The 4,476-nt window shown below is 53.4% G+C and carries 5 protein-coding genes; 3 read left to right on the top strand and 2 right to left on the bottom strand.

Annotation, left to right across the window (positions count from 1 at the left end; genetic code table 11):
• Both BP38_RS0118130 and BP38_RS0118125 read left to right on the top strand, forming a co-directional pair.
• A partial coding sequence (locus BP38_RS0118130) for an Eco57I restriction-modification methylase domain-containing protein (RefSeq protein ID WP_026988880.1) occupies window positions 1–2,152 on the top strand: 2,152 nt, incomplete at its 5' end.
• Between the two features lie 232 nt (window positions 2,153–2,384).
• Window positions 2,385–2,885, top strand: a complete 501-nt coding sequence (locus tag BP38_RS0118125) for a hypothetical protein (RefSeq protein ID WP_026988879.1) — start codon at window positions 2,385–2,387, stop codon at window positions 2,883–2,885.
• A gap of 24 nt (window positions 2,886–2,909) precedes the next feature.
• On the opposite strand, the gene BP38_RS0118120 is transcribed toward BP38_RS0118125, so the two are convergent.
• Together BP38_RS0118120 and BP38_RS0118115 are read right to left on the bottom strand one after the other, a co-directional pair.
• Window positions 2,910–3,215 (bottom strand): hypothetical protein, encoded by a 306-nt coding sequence (locus tag BP38_RS0118120; RefSeq protein ID WP_155992510.1) that lies wholly within the window; start codon window positions 3,213–3,215, stop codon window positions 2,910–2,912.
• A 54-nt stretch (window positions 3,216–3,269) separates the two neighbouring features.
• Entirely contained in the window at window positions 3,270–3,563 is a 294-nt protein-coding gene (locus tag BP38_RS0118115) for a hypothetical protein (RefSeq protein ID WP_051609539.1), read from the bottom strand.
• A 186-nt stretch (window positions 3,564–3,749) separates the two neighbouring features.
• On the opposite strand from BP38_RS0118115, the gene BP38_RS21520 reads away from it, so the two are divergent.
• Window positions 3,750–4,175 (top strand): DUF7282 domain-containing protein, encoded by a 426-nt coding sequence (locus tag BP38_RS21520; RefSeq protein WP_035725957.1) that lies wholly within the window; start codon window positions 3,750–3,752, stop codon window positions 4,173–4,175.
• Window positions 4,176–4,476: the final 301 nt, after the last annotated feature.

Genomic DNA, 4,476 nt, shown 5'->3' with positions numbered 1-4,476 from the left:
CATCGCGGACGTAGAACGCCTGCAAGCGATCGCGCGCGGTGAAGAGGAAGAGCCCGAGAAAACCTCCGGCACAAGCGGGCGGCGCAAGCGTGACGGGGTGGTCTATACCCCGGATTACATCGCGCGCTTCATCGTTGCCGAAACCCTGGGCACGCATCTGCAGGAAATCTTCGAAGACACCTTGCGCGGCCACGCCAAAAAAGGCGCGGATGTCACCGACTACGAAAACATCCCCTGGCGGAAAAAGTCGGCAGAGCTGGAAGCCTGGCAAGCCTATCGCGATCGCCTGAAATCCTTGCGTATTGTCGATCCCGCCTGTGGTTCTGGTGTGTTCCTGATCATGGCCTTCGATTTCATGAAGGCCGAACTGACCCGCGTGAACGACAAGATTAGAGACCTACTGCCCAAGACCGAACATTTTGGCGATCTGCTCGACTATATCCCGGACAGCGAAATTCTGACCAACAACCTCTTCGGCGTGGACGTGAACGAGGAAAGCGTCGAGATCACCAAGCTGTCGCTCTGGATCAAGACCGCCCGGCGCGGCAAGGTTCTCGACAGCCTCTCGGGCAGCTTCCGCGTCGGCGACAGCCTGATCGAGGACAGCAACTTCGCCTATCTCGATCACGCCTTCACCTGGGAAACAGCCTTCCCCAGCGTCTTCGCCGAAGGCGGCTTTGACGTGGTTCTGAGCAATCCGCCCTATGTCCGCATGGAACATCTGAAGACGCTGAAACCCTATCTGGAAAAACGCTACGAGGTGGTTTCCGACCGAGCTGACCTGTATTGCTACTTTTTCGAACGTGGTCTGCGCCTTCTCAAGCCGGGCGGACGCTTGGGCTACATTTCCTCGAATACCTTTTTCAAGACAGCATCGGCTAATCCCTTGCGAGAATACGTTTTAAGAAATGCGACTATTGAGGGTGTGATTAATTTTGGCGATCTTCAAGTGTTCGAGGGTGTGACGACCTATCCCGCGATCCTCGTACTTAAAAACGGGGCAGCCCCCAAAGACCACCATTTGCGGTTCTGGAAAGTCGACGCGCTATCAGAATCGAACTTCCAGTCGAAGTGGGAAGCGGCCCAAGGCCCCTATCCGCAAACCGCGCTTGGGGCCGGACCATGGGAATTAGAAAATCCGGCATTGCGGACATTACGGGACAAGATCAGGACAGGGTACAAGACTTTGAAAGAGGTCTATGGATCACCGATGCGTGGGGTGGCAACGGGTTACAACGCAGCTTTCGTGATCGACGCAGCTACCAAAGAACGACTATGTATTGAGGACCCGCGATCTGCTGAGTTGCTGAAGCCGTATCTGGAAGGCAAGGACCTCAAACGCTGGCGCGCCGAATCTCGCAGCCTTTGGTTGATCTATATCCCCAAGAACCGGATCGAAATTGAAGACTACCCCGCCATCCGGGATTGGTTGCTACCATTCAAGGGAAATCTGGAGAAACGAGCGACCAAGCAAGAATGGTTCGAATTGCAGCAAGCGCAAGAGGCTTTCGTCCCGTACTTCGCCGCGCCCAAGATACTCTCCACCAAAATCTCATCACAGCCAACTTTTTCCGTTGATCTATCAGGTTCAACTCTGAGCAACACTGCGTATATGATTGATGCTGAAACGGATAATGAATTTGTAGTTTCACTGCTTAATTCGAAACTAGGGCACTTTTTCTTCAAGAGTATCTTTGTGGTGAAGTCAGGAGGTTTCTTTGAGGTTCAGCCCGGTGGCCTTGGCAACTTTCCGATTGCGCCCGCCAATTCTGAGCAAAAATCCGAGGTTAGCGAACTTGCGCGATCTGCACAGGAAGCAGTGGAAAAACGCTTGAATATCCAAACCGCTCTCACTCGCCGCATCCCCGACCTTTGCCCGTCTGACCGCGAACCAAAACTCAACACCAAGCTCAAGGAATGGTGGACCCTACCCGACTTCGCCACCTTCCGGACCGAGGTGAAAAAGGTCTTCAAGGCTGACATCCCCCTGGCCGATCGTTCCGACTGGGAAGACTGGATCAATCGGGACCGCGCCGAGATCGCGCGCCTCACAGCCGAGATTGCTCAAGTTGAGGCCCAGATCAATAGTATCGTCTATGATCTCTTCGAGCTCACGGAAGAAGAAGTCTCGCTTCTGGAAGCTGCTTTATGAAAGCCCAGTATGACGGCCATCTTATTACAGCGGGACCATATTTTAGAGCCTAGAAATGGGAACTTTTTGCGAAGGAATAAAGCGCCGCTATTTGTTTGGCAAAGCTTGGCTGCATGATGGGAAGCCATTATGGCTCTGGCTGTGTTTCGCAGTTTTCTTATTTGGCCCTGTCTGGGCAGATTCGATAACTGAAATATCTCACCCACTTCCAAACCGCCTACGATGGTCTGGAATGGTTTTCCAATTTGCGGGGCTTTTAACGGTCATTGTAGGTCTCAATTCCTCGAGAAAGCTTTTTGATAGAGACCCAATTTGGAAAGCTATTCTCAATTGGCTTGGAGAAGCGCGTTACATCATCAAACCAAAAGAACTAGTGAAGGTTAAAAGCAGTGGAACGGCTGCTATATCAGTCGAAGGTACCGGGAAGGGAACTGTTGTATCCAACTCGGAAAAGAGTCTCGATGAACGAGTACAAAGATTAGAAGACCAGCTGGAACAGCTTGAATCTCAGTTATGGGAGACCAAGAAAGACCTGCAAGAGCGGGATAAGGAACTTAAAACAGAACTCGCCAAAGAGCAGCAAGAGCGACAATCGGACAGCCTGAAAATCCGGGAACAGATCGAAACAGCCGCGATCGGCGGCATCCATATAGAACTAGCCGGTATAGCCTATCTCTTTCTTGGCATTGCCCTGGCAACAATCCCAAATGAGATAGCCTCACTGCTCAGCTGAGAACTGACGCCCTTACTAAGGCGATCACTCAAGCTCTCGGACAACCTGCGGCTCGTGGTCTACATAGCGGATCAACACTCGCCGGCCATCGCCATACTCGCGGATCATGTAATCCTCGGGCAGATCATCGGCCCCATAGACAATGTACTGATCGGGCTGAAGACCGGCACGCACGGTCTCTCCAGTCTCCCTCAAAGCGCCGAGAAAGGCCCGCACGAGCGCGCCTTCTTCAGCTGGCAAGTCCCTGCTCTCAGAAATAAGCCTCTCAACGGCAACAGCTTCGTCCGGATCCTGGATAGGGGTACCGTGGGGTGTATTCTTATCGCTCATAATCATTCCCTCTAGGTTACGAACCAGCTTGGTTCGTTGAGTCTTACCTGCCCATCAATCCAGCTCGCGGATCGTAACTTCCTCACCGTCAACAACCCGGAAAAGCTCCCGCCGGCCGTCAGGATACTTCCGTATCAGGCAGCCGCGCGGCGTGTCCCGCTCGGAATAGACAATGGAGCGCCCGGCGCGTAGATGCGCCTTTGCGGCCTCGCCAGAATCACGGACGGCGCAGAGAATGGCCCGCATAACCTCGCCGTCCTCGGGCGGCAGATCCTCGGTCTCCTCGATCATCTGAGACAGCGCGGCCGCTTCCTCGCGATCCAGCTCTTCCTGGGTCTTATTGCTCATGCTCGATACCTCTGATTTGCGATCCTCGCTGACGATGCTTGGAAAGTACCTGGTCACGGATATTCGCCTTCTCGGCCATGTTCGAAAAATTGGTGAACCAATACTCCACTGGCTTCGTAACGATTAGAGCACACTGATGAAGTGTGCGATCTGGCCTGCCCAGATCAAACAAGAGGAGTTTCTTCAATGACCAATACCTTGAAAACCACGCTGCTCGGTGCAGCTGCCGCCTTCGCACTCGCACTGCCCGCAGCAGCCGGGGATGACAGCATGGGGAAAGGCGATTTCTCGACGTCGGACAACGCGATGGTTGACGGCATGACCCTGACCCTCGAGTCAGTTACCTCTCCCCGGGATGGGTATCTCGTTGTTCATGCCATGGAAGAGGGCACCTATGCCGACCCGATCGGCCATGCTCCGCTCGAAGAGGGCGAGAACATGAACGTCGAAGTCGAACTGTCCCAGGAGGTCGCTTCCGGTGACAGTGTTATTGCCATGCTCCACAAGGACACAGGTGAGATGGGTACGTTTGAGTATCCTGAAACCGAAGGGGCCGATGGTCCGGTTCTTGAGGGTGAAACGCCCGTGATGCAGGAAGTCATGGTCGAATAATTTTCGAGCATGATTCTTGAGTGCAAACCCGCCACTTCTTGAAGAGCTGGCTCCCCTCGCTTCCCTTTGTCCACCATTCAGGAAAGCGAGGGGATTGGCACCAATCAAGTATAGGAAAGTATAGCATGAAACCCCTGAAAATGACAATTTTACCAATTACCTTTATCGCCATGATGGTTTCTGGTGCAGCCCTTGCGAGCTCCTTTGATGAAACCGATACGCCTATCCTGCTCGCCCAGAATCAAACAAGCTCGGAAGAATCCGGACCCAGCTCAGCCGAGGATATGGAGCAGAAAGGGAC

The organism is Fodinicurvata fenggangensis DSM 21160 (genome assembly GCF_000686045.1).
GTDB lineage: Bacteria > Pseudomonadota > Alphaproteobacteria > Kiloniellales > DSM-21159 > Fodinicurvata > Fodinicurvata fenggangensis.
The sequence above is the reverse complement of the archived record's forward strand: the minus strand, read 5'-3'. Positions and strand labels throughout refer to the sequence as shown.

Coding starts and splice junctions, on each gene's coding strand:
- BP38_RS0118125 (WP_026988879.1), top strand. CDS start 2,385: ATGGTTTTCCAATTTGCGGGGCTTTTAACGGTCATTGTAGGTCTCAAT.
- BP38_RS0118120 (WP_155992510.1), bottom strand. CDS start 3,215: ATGAGCGATAAGAATACACCCCACGGTACCCCTATCCAGGATCCGGAC.
- BP38_RS0118115 (WP_051609539.1), bottom strand. CDS start 3,563: ATGAGCAATAAGACCCAGGAAGAGCTGGATCGCGAGGAAGCGGCCGCG.
- BP38_RS21520 (WP_035725957.1), top strand. CDS start 3,750: ATGACCAATACCTTGAAAACCACGCTGCTCGGTGCAGCTGCCGCCTTC.